Source organism: Sphingobacteruim zhuxiongii (assembly GCF_009557615.1).
Classification (GTDB): Bacteria; Bacteroidota; Bacteroidia; order Sphingobacteriales; family Sphingobacteriaceae; genus Sphingobacterium; species Sphingobacterium zhuxiongii.
Window position 1 is genome coordinate 315068 of record NZ_CP045652.1, and the last position, 14918, is coordinate 329985.

Consider the following 14918-nt stretch of genomic DNA (forward strand, 5'->3'; position numbering starts at 1 on the left):
ATGTAAATCTTATGAAAAAATTAAATATACTTTTCATTGCTGTGCTGACTCTTGTTACGGGGTGTAAGAAGTTTCTAGACGTTGAACCCAAAGGAAAAGCGATTCCAACTCATTTCGATCATTATAATGGATTGTTGAATAATCCTTATTTAGGAGGGTTTCAACACTTGAAATTCACGTCCACTTCGAATGCAGAGACAGGAGAGATCGGTTACTCTTTCAGTATTCTTGGCGATGTCTCGGCACCCTTTTATATGTCAGATGATTTGCAAGCAAATCCTAGCTCCTTTAACAACTTTACTTTGGTGGAACAGAAATACTACCGATGGGATGATGAGTTATACCTCCCGGAAGATAACTCACCTGATTGGGGAGGTTTATATAGCTTAAACTATGCCTACAACTTAGTTATTGCAGGGACTATGAATAGCGAAGGCGGTACTGCTCAACAGAAAGAAGCGGTAGTCGCCGAGGCGAGGGCAGTACGTGCATACTTACACTTTTGGGTGGCGCAAATGTTTGCTGTTCCTTATAACGAAGCAACTGCAGCTAATGATCTTGGTATCCCAATGGTGGTAACCCCTTCTACCGAAGAGAAAAATTTCACGAGACCTAGCAATAAGGTGTTGTATGATTTCATTATTGCTGAATTGCAGGCTGCCATTCCTAAACTTAGCGAGACTACTATCAATAGGAATCGCTTATCGAGACTTGGCGCTCAATATATGTTGGGACAGGTTTATTTTCAAATGAAGAAATATGATTTGGCGCTAAAAGAGTTTACAACTACTCAGGCATTGCTTTCAAAGAGCCAGGTGCCGATGAATCTCTATGATTATAATACAAAAGTTGCAAGCTGGTATGTTCCATTTATGTCCTATATGGGGCTGGTAAATCATCCGCACCCTTCTGTTAGCGAAGAAAACATATATGTGAAGCAAACAGCAGTTCCTCTTATGAGTGCGATGAGTACAAAGATGATTCTCACGCCAGCGGTATACAGTTTATTTGGCGATAAGGATGAGCGCAAGAAGATATACGCAAGTCGTGGTATATTTTCGTCAGAACAGCTTCCTGGTGTTCAGCGTGCGGGTCCAGGTACTGTAAATATGGCGCCTTCGATCCCTAATCTTTTGCTGATGAAAGCGGAGTGTGAAGCTCGTTCTGGAAATCTGACTGCAGCACAATCGGATTTGTTCCAGTTGAGAAAGAATAGAATGCCTGAAAGCGATGCGAAGCAAACTTTTACTGAAAAAGAACCATTGGTAAAAGCAATTCTTGATGAACGTCTTCGAGAGTTCGCCGCGACAGGACTACGTTGGTTGGATATGAGACGACTATATGATGATCAGACGTATAATAATGTCAACACGAAGCGCGTGCTTGATGGAAAAACGTATACGCTAAGAAAAGAGCGACTGACCTTACGTATTCCGGCTAATATCTTAGGATACAACCCTAATATGCAGAATAACCTTTAATAATATGCTGATGAAAAAATATTTGAAATCAATAATAATGGGTGTTGCAGGGCTGTTTGCGCTGACAGGATCTCATGCACAGACACAAAAAGACTGTGTACAACTAGAGCTTCGTGGAAATAAAGGTTCTAAAACGATTGTGATGTTAATGTACTCAGACAATAGCGATTCAAAATCTGCGAGGTTAATGCCAGATGTAGAAGGTCGCTATTTGTTCAACCTGCCCAATACTCCTTTTCAAACAGTAAATGTAATGTTGATGAACGAGCAGAGTATGTTGGTAACAGAGTCCGGCTTTACACCAAAGCCTCGTCCAACGTTTCTGATCGAGGCAGGTAAAGAAAACATCATCGAGCTAAATGAGGTCGATCAACTAAATTCGAGATTATTGAAGGGCGGGGAAGAGTCAAAGCTCTATGAAGAAATTGCAAAACAAGAAAGAAAATACGCCCAACAAAGTTGGGAAGTTATACTGAAAAAAGATTCTTTGAGCAAGTTAAACAAGTCTGCTGACGACTTGAAGAAAGGATTATCGAAAACAGGGGAGCAATTATCCGATAACATGAAATCGTTCGTCGCAACACATAAGAATAGCGTCGCGGCATTAGAAGTTTTCTCTTCCTATTATACCGGATTAACCATTGAAGAAGCGACATCTGAATTTGATGGCTTTAGCAAAAAGGTTAAAGGTTCAGAGCTTGGGAAAGTCTTGGCGCAGAAATTACTTGCAGGGAAAAGTACGAATTCAGGAGAACAGATTCCGAACTTTCAGGTCATTACAAAAGATGGTAAATCTTTCAATTCGAAGAACTTGGAAGGCAAATATTGGTTGATTGATTTTTGGGGTAGTTGGTGCGCGCCTTGTCGAGCAAGTCACCCAGAATTAAAAGCGCTATACGAACAATATAAAGATGAGAATTTTGATATTCTTGGAGTTGCTTTTGAGTCAGGGCCTTTAGATAATCAATTGAAACAGTGGGGTAAAGCAATTGATGAGGACGGTATACAATGGCATCATGTATTGAATAATAAAGAGAATGAATTAGTAAAGAAATTTGGTGTTACTTCTTTCCCTACAAAATTGTTGGTTGATCCTTCCGGGAAGATTATATATCGTAGTACGGGTGGACACGGGGAGGATTTGGCGAATAAACTAGTAGAGGTTTTTAGTAAAAAAGAAAAAGTACAATGAAAAAAGTGAGCTTATACACGGCGTATACATTGTTTCTGCTGTTGTTCTGTATGCAGGTTGCTGATTCGCAAACGATCAGCATGTCGAATACAGCATCTAATAAGCCTCAGAGTTTAAGAGATGAACTGAATATACTCATTAATCAAAATACGAACGAGGCAAAAGAACAGCTAAATGCAAAAGTCGCCATATTAGCCAAATCAAATAAAGAAGATGAGCTCATGTTGGCTCGAGGTGTCTACAAGACGATTGAAGATGAAGTAAAGCTGAAAGCAATTGAAGCGCAAATATTGAAGAAGTTTCCGAAAGGTCAACTTGCTCGAGATTATGCATTCGAGGATAAGATAGGTAGTTCAATTGATCAACTTAACGCTAAAGAGCTTGATAAACGGTTCAAGGCTTGGAAAAAGCAGTTCCCAAAGGAAAGCTTTGAAATAGCACAACAGGGACGCCAAGACTTTCTAGCCATGCTTTTAGTAAAGCGATTTGCGAAGCTTGGCGAAAAGGATTATCTAGATACTTACTTAGATGAAATGGCAGATTTGAATTGGAAGACTGTCGCTTACTTCGACGCTGGAAAGCAAATGTTTGATGGGAATGATTTCCAAGCCGCAAATGCGTATTTAGAAAAGGCACTATCGCTTAGTAAGCAAGCAAAATCATCTGACTCAGCAGCATTGCAAAAAGGTTTTGCAGCAATGATGTATAACAATATCGTTAATCTGTTGGCAAAAAATCAATTGCAGTTGGGAAATCCAAAACTAGCTGTAGATCTAATTCAGCCTATATTAGAAGAGAATAACTATAAAATGTTCCAAGGTGATTCACTTGTGAATACATTAGCCAATAGCTATTTGAAACAAGGTACACCATTTCTAGGCTTCATAGCAATGGATAAGTATTTGCAGGTTAATAGTCTCGATAATGGATCTGTGTTACTCGCAAAACAACTCTATACAGCAGTCAACAACGGAGAAGATGGCTTCGATTCCTATATCTCTTTCTTGAAAACACGTAAACAAGCTGATTTAAGAGAAGAACTTTCGAAAAAGCTAATCGATAAACCTATGGAAGATTTTACGCTAAGGGATATTTCTGGAAAGTCTGTTAGCTTAGCTGATTATAAAGGGAAAGTGCTAGTTATCGACTTTTGGGCAACTTGGTGTGTACCGTGTATCAAATCTTTTCCTGGTATGCAGGCCACAATCGAGAAGTATAAGGACAATTCAAATGTCGCGTTTCTCTTCGCTAACGTTTGGGAAAAAGGAGCTGACTTTAAGAATAAAGCAACAAAACTGATGCAGGATAAAGGCTATGATTTTAAGGTTGTGTTTGATGAAAATCAAGAAGGAAATAGCCTATTAGTTGAAAGATTGGGGATTAAAAGCATTCCTACCAAAGTGTTTGTTGATGCGCAGGGTAAAATTCGCTTCATTGCTAGTGGTTCCGAAACAGATAAAGAGTCTGTTGTTGCAGAAGTTTCAAGCATTATTGACTTAATAAAATAGGGAAAAATCAAAAAAGAAAGGATGGGCTTTCGTCCATCCTTTCTTTTTTGTAATTCCTGTGTTGCATTTACATTTTTGTTTACGGCAATAGTCTGTCTTTTGTAGAGTTTTCCATAACTTTGATAGTTATGCAAGAACGTGCAAGTCATAGTCCAAAGTCTCATATCCAAATCAAAGGTGCTCGAGTAAATAATCTTAAGAACATTGATGTAGATATCCCCAAAAACAAGCTTATTGTAATTACTGGTATGTCAGGTTCAGGGAAATCCTCGCTGGCATTCGATACCCTTTATGCTGAAGGACAACGCCGATATGTCGAAAGTTTATCGTCTTATGCCCGTCAATTTATGGGGCGTATGAATAAGCCTGATGTAGATTATATCAAGGGTATTGCACCAGCAATTGCTATTGAGCAAAAGGTTATTTCAAGTAATCCACGTTCTACGGTTGGAACTTCAACCGAAATTTATGATTATTTAAAGCTTCTCTATGCTCGAATTGGGCGAACAATATCGCCGATTTCTGGGCAAGAGGTGAAAAAAGACTCTGTGACTTCGATTGTTGACAAAATGTTGGCTTTCGAAGATGATACAACAGTTACTATATACAGCGCGTTAATCCCACTTAACGACCGAAAATTAAAAGAGGAACTTTCCCTATTACTTCAGAAAGGGTTTACCCGAATTAAATATCAAGGGGCAATCAAGAAGATAGAATCGATTATTGAAGATAAGGAGGTGGCGAATACAAGCTTCCAAGTCGGAGAAATCTTTATTGTTATTGACCGTATTGTTTTGGATCATTCTGAGGATACGATTAATCGATTGGCGGATTCAGTTCAAACAGCATATTTTGAAGGGAAAGGAGAGTGTGATGTCGAAGCTGGAGATCAATCTTTTCATTTTTCCGATAAATTTGAACTCGATGGGATAATCTTCGAAGAACCAACACCTAATTTTTTCAGTTTCAATAATCCTTACGGAGCATGTAAGCGCTGCGAGGGCTATGGTAAAGTTATTGGGATTGATCCAGACCTTGTTATCCCGGATAAAAGCCGATCTGTATTTGACGGTGCAATAGCACCGTGGCGCGGAGAAAAGATGGGCGCATGGTTAGATAAACTTGTCAGGTCTGCGATTAAATTCGATTTTCCAATCCATCGTGATTATAGCGAATTAACGAAAGAGCAGCAAGAGCTATTGTGGACAGGTAATCAACATTTCCGTGGATTAAATGAATTCTTTGCAGAACTCGAAGAGCAAACTTATAAAATACAATACCGCGTAATGCTATCCCGCTATCGCGGAAAAACAGACTGTCCAGATTGTAAAGGTACGCGTCTGCGCAAAGACGCTTCCTTTGTAAAGGTCAATGGACGTTCCATTACAGATATCGTTTTACTGCCCCTAGACAAAGCGTATGATTTGTTTAATAACCTCGAATTGACGGAGAATGAAACGATAATTGCAAAGCGTTTGTTAGCGGAGATTGTGAACAGATTACAATTTTTGTGTGATGTTGGTCTTAGCTACCTGACATTGAATCGCTTAAGTAATAGTTTGTCTGGCGGAGAATCTCAGCGGATTAATTTAGCAACATCCTTAGGTAGTTCCTTGGTGGGATCGATTTATGTGCTTGATGAACCTAGCATAGGCTTACATCCGCGCGATACGCAGCGATTAATATCGGTGTTGAAGTCTTTGCGCGATGCTGGTAACACGGTGATTGTTGTAGAGCATGAACAAGAGATGATGGAGGCCGCCGACTATTTGATTGATATCGGGCCAGAAGCAGGGATACATGGCGGAGAGCTTGTCTTTGCAGGGACCTACGATCAAATTATCAAAGATAAGGAGAGTTTAACGGGCCAATATTTGAGTGGTGATATCAGCATTCCTGTTCCAAAACGCCGTAGAAAATGGGCGGATTCAATTCGGATCAAGGGAGCACGTGAAAATAATTTACAAAACATTACAGTTGACTTTCCATTACATGTTTTTACTGTTGTTTCTGGAGTGTCTGGTTCTGGGAAAACATCCCTAGTCAAGCGTATTCTATATCCAGCCTTACAAAAAGCACTGGGAAGTTATTCTGGTGAACAAACAGGTATTTTCGATGCTATTGAAGGCGCGATGGATCTTGTAGAGCAAATTGAAATGGTGGACCAGAATCCAATTGGTCGTTCTACCCGTTCGAATCCTGTAACTTACGTTAAGGCATGGGACGAAGTACGGGCGCTATACTCGAGCTTGCCGGCATCCAAAGCAAATGGGTTAAAACCTTCCGCATTTTCATTTAATGTAGAGGGCGGTCGTTGTGAGATGTGTCAAGGCGAAGGTGTTGTTAAGATAGAAATGCAGTTTATGGCAGATATTGTACTTCCATGTGAAGCATGCGGTGGTAAGCGCTTTAAACAACACGTTCTTGATGTGACCTACAAAGAGAAATCTGTTGCAGATATATTAGACTTAAGTGTGGATGAAGCGGTGGAATTCTTTGCTGATCAGCCGAAGATATTGAACAAACTAAGCCCTTTACAGGAAGTAGGTTTGGGCTACGTGAAGCTTGGGCAATCATCCAGCACACTATCTGGTGGGGAAGCGCAGCGTATCAAACTAGCTTCTTTCTTAATCAAAGGCAATAATCAGAAGAAAACGCTATTTATATTTGATGAACCTACAACAGGTCTTCACTTTCATGATATTGAAAAGTTATTGAAAGCCTTCAATGCACTTATTGAACAAGGCAATAGTGTTTTGGTTATTGAACATAACCTTGACATGATTAAATCGGCCGACTGGGTTATTGATATTGGTCCAGAGGGAGGAAATAATGGGGGTAAGGTCGTCTTTGCTGGAGTTCCAGAGGATCTTGTTAAGCAAAAAGACTCTTACACCGGAAACTATTTACTAAGACACCTAAATTCTTAAATAAAACAAGTACTATGTTAAAACGAGTATACGCAACATTGTTATTTCTAGGTTTTTGTACTGCGCTAAGTGCGCAAGTTGAAAGACCTAAGTTGGTCATAGGCTTAATGGTCGATCAAATGAGATGGGACTATCTTTATCGCTTCGCTGACCGCTACGGAAACGATGGTTTTAAACGCCTACTAAATGAAGGCTATTCTTGCGAGAATACAATTATTGATTACGTCCCTACGTTTACAGCAATAGGGCATAGCTCTGTATATACTGGGTCTGTGCCGTCCATACATGGAATTGCGGGGAATGACTGGATTGAACAACAAACTGGAAATCCTATGTACTGTACACAGGATGATGCGGTTGTTGGTGTAGGCACCGTAGAGAAAGAAGGTAAGCAATCACCAAGAAATCTATTGGCTTCTACTGTGACGGATCAATTAAAGCTTGCTACGAATTTCAACTCTAAAGTCGTAGGTATTGCGATTAAAGACCGCGGTGGTATTTTACCAGCAGGTCATTTTGCCGATGCTGCGTATTGGTTTGAGGCAAAATCTGGAGATTGGATTTCAAGTACGTATTACATGAAAAATCTACCAACCTGGGTAAATTCTTTTAATAAGCAGAAGCTTGCTGATAAGTATTTGAAGCAAGATTGGAATACGTTATACCCGATTGATACCTATGTGAATAACAGCGTGTCGGATGATAATGAGTATGAAGGTAAATGGGCAGGAGAAGAGAAACCTACCTTCCCAAGAAAGACTTCCTTGTTAATGAAAGATGCAGGATACGAACTGATAAAATCTACGCCTTATGGGAATCAGATCACGTTAGACTTTGCTAAAGAAGCTATCAAAAACGAAAAATTAGGAAACAATCCCAAAAAAGCAACGGACTTTCTTTGCGTGAGTCTTTCAGCGACTGATTATGTAGGTCATCGCTATTCTTTATCTTCAGTTGAAATCGAAGACATCTACCTTAGATTGGATCAAGAACTAGCAGCCTTTTTTAAATATCTAGATCAAACTGTTGGAAAGGGAAATTATACATTCTTCTTAACGGCAGATCATGCTGCATCTTACAATTCGCGTTACTTCATGGACATGCGTGGGAATGGTGGTTATTTCTTTTCTAGACAGCTTCATAGAAACTTGAATGAAAAGTTAAAAGCAGAATTTGGAGCTGAGAATTTAGTGAGAAGTCTGATGAATTACCAAGTACATCTAAACTATAAAGTAATTGAGGATAATAAATTAGATGAGGAGGCAATTAAGAAATCAATTATTAAGCAGTTGCGCCATGAAGATGGAGTTGCTTATGTTGTTGATGTTGAAGGAGGTGAAAACATGTTATTGCCAGCGCCTTTGCGAGAGAAGATCATCAATGGATATAATCGTAAACGAAGCGGAGCGATTCAGATTATCACTGAGCCTCAATGGTATGATGGCACGCCACGTTCTACCGGTACTACCCATGGAACTTGGACGCCTTATGACTCTCATATTCCATTAGTATTTATGGGTTGGGGTATTAAACATGGTAAGTCGAACAAAGTTGTTCACGTAACAGATATTGCACCTACCATATCCTCACTTTTACATGTGATGGAACCAAACGGATCGATTGGTCAACCGATTGTTGAAGTTTTAGGGAACGATTAAATTTAGTACATTTGAGGAACAGGGAATAGTTCACCTATTTATAAATATGCTTTCTAAGAAAACAAAATACGCAATCAAAGCCCTAATGGTATTAGGCAGGAATTTCGGACAAGAACCCATGCAAATCGGCAAAATAGCTGAGGAGGAACGTATTCCGAAAAAATTTCTTGAGCAAATCCTATTAGAAATGCGAAATGCTGGGATTTTGTACTCCAAAAAAGGTGCTGGCGGTGGATATAGCCTTAATAAGGCCCCCGAAGATATCTACTTATCGCAGGTTATGCGATTGATTGATGGACCAATTGCCTTACTTCCATGTGTTAGCTTGAATTTTTATCGCTCTTGTGAAGAGTGTGTAGAAGAACATGCTTGTGGTATTCGCGATGTGTTTGTAGAAGTACGAAATGCGATGCTTCAAATCTTGAATGATACAAGCATCTCGCATTTGATCAATAAAGAAAAGGAATTGAACCTAGAAGACGATTCCAACTAAATATTAAGTCTCGTATAGTTCGATGGGTAAGCCATCGGGATCACTGAAGAAAGTGAACCTTTTTTCAGTGATTTCATCTATACGAATCTCCTCTACCGCTATCCCTAAATTCAACAAACGGTCCCTTTCAGCCTTAATATCAAGAACGGAAAAAGCTAGATGGCGTAAACCAAGTGCTTCCGGAAAACTCGGACGTGCCGGCGGATTAGGAAATGAAAATAGCTCAATAATATATTCTCCATTTAAGCTGAGATCTAACTTATAGGAGTTTCGTGTTTCACGGAAAACTTCTCGCAGAATACCTAGGCCTAATACCTCTGTATAGAACTGCTTTGATCTTTGATAATCGCTGCAGATAATAGCAATGTGATGTACTCCAGTTAGACCAAGCATTACAAGAGATCCATTAGATTTTCGAATGCCATTCCGCGCGATGCTTTCAATAGGACCATCGCGTCTGATATAGGCTTTGAAGCAAGACTTTTTCGAAAATCCTCGGTCGTTTCATAATATTCGGCAGACTCATCTCTCAAAGCATAAAAAGCTTTACCAACGAAAACTAATTGGTCAACAGCAATAGATTTTGCGTGTTCAATCACTTTGCGGTGCTCTGCTTCACTTTCATCCCCCATTTCGAACATATCACCCAAAATGATCACTTTTTTCGGAGCTTCTATAACCTCCATATTACCCAATGCTGCGGCCATGCTGCTCGCGTTGGCATTGTAATAGTCCGCAATAACCGTATTACGTGATGTCTTAACAACCTGTGAGCGATTGTTTTGTGGAACGTAGCTGCTTAATCCATGGTTGATTTGCTCTGCGCTTAAGTCAAAATGTAAACCTAAAGCAACAGCTGCTAACATATTCTCCGTATTGTAGGCTCCAGTTAGGTTACTATTTACCTCGTATGTTACGTCATGCCCTTGTTGTTTCCAAAATATCGTTAACATGGGGTTCGCCTTTACTAAGCCGCCTTGAACAGCATTCTCTGCTGAAAATCCGTACCAAATGATGTGCTCTAAACCACGCGCCTCTGCCATGGCTCGTAGTTCCTGATTGTCGCCTTGTATAAAGGCTAATCCTTGATGTTCTTTTAGAAAGTCGTATAATTCACCTTTCGTTTTCTTAACACCTTCAAATGACCCGAAACCCTCTAGGTGTGCTTTTCCAACGTTTGTAATCAAGCCATGGGTAGGCAAAGAAATACCGCTTAAGAAAGCGATTTCTTCCTGATGATTTGCTCCCATTTCGATAATCGCAATTTCTAGATCTTTTGGAAGGGAAAGAATAGTAAGGGGTACACCGATATGGTTATTCAGATTTCCTTTGGTCGCAAAAGTTTTAAATTTCTGAGATAGAACTGCGTAAACCAATTCTTTGGTAGTCGTTTTCCCATTGGTTCCTGTGATACCAATAAAAGGGATGTTTAATTGCTTTCTGTGGTAACGAGCAAGATCTTGTAAACTTGTAAGCACATCATCTACTAGTATGTAGTTTTCCTCGTCTTTTGCATATTGAGGATCGTCAATTACAACGTATTTTGCCCCTTGTGCTAAAGCTTGCGCTGCAAAACTGTTTCCATTGAATGATTCTCCTTTTAAAGCAAAGAAAATACAATCTTTACTGATTTGTCGAGTATCGGTACAAACCTGTGGAAATGCTAGATAGAGTTGATAAAGTTGTGCTGTTTGCATTACATTATTTTTTAACAAAGGTAAGTATGCATTTAGCCATTGCCAATAAAATCAAGCAATTTTTTATCGCTCTATTTTTGATTATGAAGTGTAGAAACCGTTCGATTTCTTCCCATCTGATCTTTTGCAATCTCCTTCTCTTTACTTGCCACATATGCGCCTATTGCAAACCCAGCGAGTAGACATAGAAGTGCAATGGTGAGCACCATTTTCTTCTTTTTTGAGTCCATGTACTTTTTATATTTATATAATAGTTGTTGTGTAATATACAAGATAAGGGGTATATAAGTTTTAATCAAATTCGAATAATGCAAAAAGGTATCCCATTGGGATACCTTTTTGTTGATATTTTATGCTTGAAGAAGCGATTATAATGATAAGATTTCTACAATACGTGTTAAGTTTGTGTTGATTTTATCGATATGCTTAATTGCTTTCGTGAATGGCGTAAATTGTACGTTGCCGCAAATCAAGCCAGCCATCTCACCTTGGCGACCTTCTAAAAGACCTTCAACTGAGGCAACGCCTAAGCGGCTCGCCAATACGCGATCCATACAAGTAGGTTTTCCACCGCGTTGGATATGGCCTAAGATCGAAACTCGCACATCGTACGAAGGAAAGTTTTGTTTTATTTTCTCTGCAACGACTAATCCGCCTTCTTCATCCCCTTCAGCTACAATGATAATACGGGAAGATTTATTCTTACGCGTTTTATCGAGGCGTTTCATGATTGCGTCATAGTCAACTTTAAGTTCAGGGATTAATACGGCTTCCGCACCAGTGCTGATACCAGAGCGAAGGGCAATTAATCCAGAGTCACGGCCCATCACTTCAACGACGAATAAACGGTCATGCGATTCTGCTGTGTCGCGGATCTTATCTACCGCGTCAACAACGGTGTTGATTGCCGTGTCATATCCAATCGTAAAGTCAGTTCCTGCAAGGTCATTGTCGATAGTACCTGGGATCCCGATAACAGGAACCTCAAATTCTTCAATTAATTTCGCTGCTCCAGTAAATGTCCCATCCCCACCAATTACGACAAGGGCGTCTATATTTAGTTTCTTAATGTTCTCGTAAGCTTGCTTTCTTCCTTCAATCGTGCGAAATTCATCGCTACGTGCGGTTTTCAAGATTGTACCACCACGCTGAATAATGTTTGCTACAGATTTCGCATCCATAGAAATAATATCCCCATGAACTAATCCGTCGTATCCGCGACGGATACCAAACATATTAATACCATGATAAATACCTGTTCTTACAACTGCGCGAATCGCAGCGTTCATACCAGGTGCATCTCCTCCTGAAGTTAATACGGCTATGTTCTTTATGTTGCTCATATTTCAAATATACCAATTCCTTGGCGTTAGTATTGTTTATTGTATAGGTTGATCACAAAATTACATGAAAATCACCAAATCAGTGTCAAACGATTGCCGAATATGCGAAATCTTTTTCTAAACTGAAAAGTTCTACTTCCCTTTCAAATCCCTTACAAAGTCCTTACAATTCCCATGCGAATCGGAAGTGAAAGGGTAATATATTGGCTTAGATTGAAATCGAGTGCTTGCTTAATGGGTCGGGGATAGGAATAGAATCTTGGGAATGAATGCAATCCTTGTTTTTGTGATAGAGGGAGTCTTGATGACATTAAATAAAAAGCGCCGTATTGTTGGAAGACAATACGGCGCTTTATTTCTTTATTAGGGATTTTTATTTCGCTTTATAAGCGTCTATAGCGCTCTGCAAATAGGCTGCATAGCTCTCAATATCATAATTTGCGCCACTTGCTGGAACCAGTAATTGCTCATCAGCACCTACGATTGCATACAAGGGTTGGGAATTGCTCTGAAAGCGAGTGATCTGAAAGTCCGTATTTTTCTTACCAACCGTATTGATCTTTTTGCCTGTTTCTTTGGAAACATATTGCTCCGCTTCAGGTAATTTCAAATCGTGCTCATCAACATATAACTCGACTAAAATAAAGTTTTCATTGATTAGACCCTTCACTTTTGGATCCGACCATACCGAGGCTTCCATCTTGCGACAGTTTACACAAGTCCAGCCGGTAAAGTCAATCATCAATGGCTTATTCTCTGCCTTTGCTGCTGCCAATGCCTCATCATAATCATAGTAAGGATCGAATCCTTTAATTGTTGCACGACTGTGGAAATGGCTATAATGCTTTCTGCTAGCCGCATCCGTTGCCGTTGCGCTATGACCACTAGCACTAGAGATATCAAAATCCTGTGTTCCAATTGGAGGAAGGAAGGCTGCAATCGATTTTAATGGAGCGCCCCACATTCCTGGGATCATATAAACGACAAAGGAGAATACAACAATTGTTAATACTAAGCGAGGAACCGATAGAAAAGCTAAGTCACTATCGTGAGAGAACTTGATTTTCCCCAATAGGTAAAGTCCCATTAATCCAAAGATTACGATCCATAGGGCTAGGAATATTTCCCGATCCAATAACTGCCAGTTGTACGCTAAATCCACGTTGGAAAGGAATTTCATCGCTAAAGCTAGCTCTAAGAAACCTAAAACCACTTTCACACTGTTTAACCATCCGCCTGATTTAGGTAATGATTTTAATAATGAAGGGAACATCGCAAATAATACAAATGGAATGGCTAAAGCTAAAGAGAAGCCAAACATACCCACAGCAGGTCCTAAACGCTCGCCTTTGGTTGCCGCTTCTACAAGCAGGGTCCCGATTATCGGACCTGTACAAGAGAAAGAAACAACTGCTAAACTAGCCGACATAAAGAACAAACCGACCAATCCGCTTTTATCGGAATTGGAGTCAATCTTGTTGACAAATGAGCTTGGTAAGGTGATCTCGAATGCTCCGAAAAATGAAGCCGCAAAGACAACCAGTAAAAGGAAGAATAGGAAGTTGAAAATTCCGTTGGTGGAGAGTGCATTTAAGGCCTCTGGACCGAACGCAATGGTAATCAACATACCTAATGCTACATAAATAACGATGATAAACAGCCCGTATAAAAAGGCTTGAGAAATGGCTTTACTTCTGGAGTCTGATTTCTTGGTAAAGAAAGAGACTGTCAAAGGCACCATCGGGAAGATACAAGGCATTAGAAATGCTGCAAAACCGCCGATAAGGCCAGCGATAAAGATTCCCCAAAGAGATTTTGATTCCTGCGGTGCCGCAACAGCACTTGCAGAAGCTTTTGCTGTCGAGTCTTGACTCAAGGTATCTTGTCCATCAGAGAAGACAACATCTTCTGTGGCAACAAGCGTATCCTGTGTTGCGTCGCTTTCTACTTCACCTGCACCAAAATCTACATCTTCATAATTAACCAAAGAATCTTGAGCGAAACTGCTTGTAGGGAATGATATACTTAGAAATAACCACGAAAGGGTTATGAATAGGAATTTTAATTTGCACATATTCGAAAATTAAAGTTCAAAAATACAAAAAGGCAGGGGATTCCCTGCCTTGTAAATTGTAAATCTTAAAGTTTTACTTTATGGTTACAGCAAACTCGTACTCATCGGGTGGAAGACAACGTTCTTTATCACACGCCATAAACGATGCAACACCTTTTACAGTTGTAGGTTTGTTGTTAGCAAGTTTTACCTTTTGTTGGAATACAACTTCACCGTTGTAATAAGGAACGTTCATTTTGAACACGTCCTCGAATTTTGACTTAGGTTCTTTTGCTAAAGTTTTACCTTGAACTTTTGCTCCGTTCGCAGGAGTGTAAGTAAAAGTTGTTGATTCTGGACCACCAGCAGGTACGTTCATACCGTAGATATGCCATCCCTCTTCAACATTTGCTTTGATCAAAATAACTGCTTCATTGTTGGCTAGTTTTTTGAATCCTACCGACCATTTAACCGGGTTATGAACCTGTGCCATAACGCCTGAAACGGCAAATACTAAAAACGCAATTAATAAATTTATTCTTTTCATGTAAATTACTTTTAAT

The 14918-nt window shown here is 39.8% G+C and carries 12 protein-coding genes; 6 read left to right on the forward strand and 6 right to left on the reverse strand.

Translation table 11 applies throughout. From position 1 onward, the window contains the following. Nucleotides 1-11 precede the first annotated feature (11 nt). From GFH32_RS01335 to GFH32_RS01360, 6 genes are all read left to right on the forward strand, one after another. Nucleotides 12-1481, forward strand: coding sequence for a RagB/SusD family nutrient uptake outer membrane protein (locus GFH32_RS01335; RefSeq protein ID WP_153509368.1), 1470 nt, complete (start codon nt 12-14; stop codon nt 1479-1481). Nucleotides 1482-1503: 22 nt separating this feature from the next. Further along, nucleotides 1504-2673 carry a TlpA family protein disulfide reductase gene (locus tag GFH32_RS01340; protein ID WP_160366910.1) on the forward strand — a complete coding sequence of 390 codons (1170 nt, stop codon included), beginning with the start codon at nt 1504-1506 and terminating at the stop codon, nt 2671-2673. Continuing rightward, nucleotides 2670-4181 carry a TlpA disulfide reductase family protein gene (locus GFH32_RS01345; protein WP_153509370.1) on the forward strand — a complete coding sequence of 504 codons (1512 nt, stop codon included), beginning with the start codon at nt 2670-2672 and terminating at the stop codon, nt 4179-4181. The genes GFH32_RS01340 and GFH32_RS01345 overlap by 4 nt, the downstream gene beginning before the upstream one ends. A gap of 128 nt (nt 4182-4309) precedes the next feature. Beyond that, complete coding sequence (gene uvrA, locus GFH32_RS01350) at nt 4310-7111, forward strand: excinuclease ABC subunit UvrA (protein ID WP_153509371.1); 2802 nt, start codon at nt 4310-4312, stop codon at nt 7109-7111. Nucleotides 7112-7125: 14 nt separating this feature from the next. After that, nucleotides 7126-8769 carry an alkaline phosphatase PafA gene (gene pafA / locus GFH32_RS01355; RefSeq protein WP_153509372.1) on the forward strand — a complete coding sequence of 548 codons (1644 nt, stop codon included), beginning with the start codon at nt 7126-7128 and terminating at the stop codon, nt 8767-8769. A 46-nt stretch (nt 8770-8815) separates the two neighbouring features. Continuing rightward, entirely contained in the window at nt 8816-9262 is a 447-nt protein-coding gene (locus GFH32_RS01360; protein ID WP_153509373.1) for an RrF2 family transcriptional regulator, read from the forward strand. Between the two features lie 3 nt (nt 9263-9265). On the opposite strand, the gene gloA2 is transcribed toward GFH32_RS01360, so the two are convergent. The 6 genes from gloA2 to GFH32_RS01390 all read right to left on the reverse strand — a co-directional run bounded on the left by gloA2 (nt 9266) and on the right by GFH32_RS01390 (nt 14902). Next, nucleotides 9266-9655 carry an SMU1112c/YaeR family gloxylase I-like metalloprotein gene (gloA2, locus tag GFH32_RS01365; RefSeq protein ID WP_153509374.1) on the reverse strand — a complete coding sequence of 130 codons (390 nt, stop codon included), beginning with the start codon at nt 9653-9655 and terminating at the stop codon, nt 9266-9268. Further along, entirely contained in the window at nt 9655-10959 is a 1305-nt protein-coding gene (locus GFH32_RS01370; RefSeq protein WP_153509375.1) for a UDP-N-acetylmuramoyl-tripeptide--D-alanyl-D-alanine ligase, read from the reverse strand. Before GFH32_RS01370 ends, gloA2 begins: the two co-directional genes overlap by 1 nt. Nucleotides 10960-11030: 71 nt before the next feature. Continuing rightward, nucleotides 11031-11189, reverse strand: a complete 159-nt coding sequence (locus GFH32_RS01375) for a hypothetical protein (RefSeq protein WP_153509376.1) — start codon at nt 11187-11189, stop codon at nt 11031-11033. A gap of 138 nt (nt 11190-11327) precedes the next feature. Next, complete coding sequence (pfkA, locus tag GFH32_RS01380) at nt 11328-12302, reverse strand: 6-phosphofructokinase (RefSeq protein WP_153509377.1); 975 nt, start codon at nt 12300-12302, stop codon at nt 11328-11330. 373 nt (nt 12303-12675) lie between these two features. Next, nucleotides 12676-14376 carry a protein-disulfide reductase DsbD family protein gene (locus GFH32_RS01385; protein WP_153509378.1) on the reverse strand — a complete coding sequence of 567 codons (1701 nt, stop codon included), beginning with the start codon at nt 14374-14376 and terminating at the stop codon, nt 12676-12678. A 73-nt stretch (nt 14377-14449) separates the two neighbouring features. Next, on the reverse strand, nt 14450-14902 hold the full coding sequence (locus GFH32_RS01390) for a protein-disulfide reductase DsbD domain-containing protein (protein ID WP_153509379.1): 453 nt from the start codon (nt 14900-14902) through the stop codon (nt 14450-14452). Nucleotides 14903-14918 lie beyond the last annotated feature (16 nt).

Bases quoted from the DNA above. Each gene is read 5' to 3' on its own strand.
- uvrA (WP_153509371.1), top strand. From the start codon at position 4,310: ATGCAAGAACGTGCAAGTCATAGTCCAAAGTCTCATATCCAAATCAAA.
- GFH32_RS01370 (WP_153509375.1), bottom strand. From the start codon at position 10,959: ATGCAAACAGCACAACTTTATCAACTCTATCTAGCATTTCCACAGGTT.
- GFH32_RS01335 (WP_153509368.1), top strand. From the start codon at position 12: ATGAAAAAATTAAATATACTTTTCATTGCTGTGCTGACTCTTGTTACG.
- GFH32_RS01375 (WP_153509376.1), bottom strand. From the start codon at position 11,189: ATGGACTCAAAAAAGAAGAAAATGGTGCTCACCATTGCACTTCTATGT.
- gloA2 (WP_153509374.1), bottom strand. From the start codon at position 9,655: ATGCTTGGTCTAACTGGAGTACATCACATTGCTATTATCTGCAGCGAT.
- pfkA (WP_153509377.1), bottom strand. From the start codon at position 12,302: ATGAGCAACATAAAGAACATAGCCGTATTAACTTCAGGAGGAGATGCA.
- GFH32_RS01385 (WP_153509378.1), bottom strand. From the start codon at position 14,376: ATGTGCAAATTAAAATTCCTATTCATAACCCTTTCGTGGTTATTTCTA.
- GFH32_RS01360 (WP_153509373.1), top strand. From the start codon at position 8,816: ATGCTTTCTAAGAAAACAAAATACGCAATCAAAGCCCTAATGGTATTA.
- GFH32_RS01345 (WP_153509370.1), top strand. From the start codon at position 2,670: ATGAAAAAAGTGAGCTTATACACGGCGTATACATTGTTTCTGCTGTTG.
- GFH32_RS01390 (WP_153509379.1), bottom strand. From the start codon at position 14,902: ATGAAAAGAATAAATTTATTAATTGCGTTTTTAGTATTTGCCGTTTCA.
- pafA (WP_153509372.1), top strand. From the start codon at position 7,126: ATGTTAAAACGAGTATACGCAACATTGTTATTTCTAGGTTTTTGTACT.